The sequence below is a fragment of the Paraburkholderia sp. RL17-373-BIF-A genome (assembly GCF_046030175.1).
Taxonomy (GTDB): Bacteria; Pseudomonadota; Gammaproteobacteria; order Burkholderiales; family Burkholderiaceae; genus Paraburkholderia.
The window spans coordinates 1-846 of sequence record NZ_JARESO010000326.1; the positions used below are offsets into that span (position 1 = coordinate 1).

At 56.6% G+C, this 846-nt stretch carries 2 pseudogenes; both read left to right on the plus strand.

The window, feature by feature from the left end:
• A pseudogene (locus P0D80_RS50655) lies at nt 1-268 on the plus strand (hypothetical protein); the annotation flags it as partial.
• 175 nt (nt 269-443) lie between these two features.
• Nucleotides 444-846 (plus strand): annotated as a pseudogene (locus P0D80_RS50660) (sensor histidine kinase); the annotation flags it as partial.

Consider the following 846-nt stretch of genomic DNA (forward strand, 5'->3'; position numbering starts at 1 on the left):
GCGTACGGGCAGTTGGCTGCGAACCGATCGTCGTGTGGAGCTGCTGAATATCTGGTTTAACGGTAATGGAGCAGAGGCCGACTGGCTGGAGGGCGCGTACCTTAGTCCTTTGTCGGAGAAAGTCGCACTGGATTTTGCCGAGCGCCCCAACTTCGCTGACTCAGCCTCGCTTGCTAAACTGTTCACGGACGGCTGGCGAATGGACTATCGTTCGCCGAACGTCTGGAATATCCACGCGGCTTGTAAAGACGAGCTGAAAACAGGTTAGCTGCGTGCCGCGTACGATCGCTTTGTCGCGAACGCCTAAAAGAAGTACCTGGACCCGCATAGCGCGTAAAATGTACAGGTAGTTACTACTCTAATGAGTCTGTAAGTCTGCGGCGCCCGGCAGCGCCGGCGGGTGATCTGCGAAAATGCCGGAGTAGGCGTCCAGGGGCCGCATCATGATGCACGTTTTTCTGGCGAACAATCGCGATGCCTTGATAGAACGGTGTCGAGCGAAGGTAGCGCAAAGGCCTGCGCGCGAGGCAACTGCGCAGCAACTTCAAAATGGCGTGCCAATGTTCCTGGATCAGCTCATCAGGACACTTCGTATGGAACAGACATCGGCGCCCATGAACAGTCGCAAGATTTCTGGTCCTTCGGGTGGCGGGGCATCTTTATCCGAAATCGGCGAGACAGCGGCGCAGCACGGGCGGGAGCTGTTGAACCTCGGCTTTTCGGTTGATCAGGTCGTTCACGATTACGGCGACCTATGCCAGGCAATCACAGATCTCGCATTCGAGCGCGACGCTCCGTTTCTGATAGACGAGTTTCGAACCCTGAACCGCTGCCTGGACAATGCCA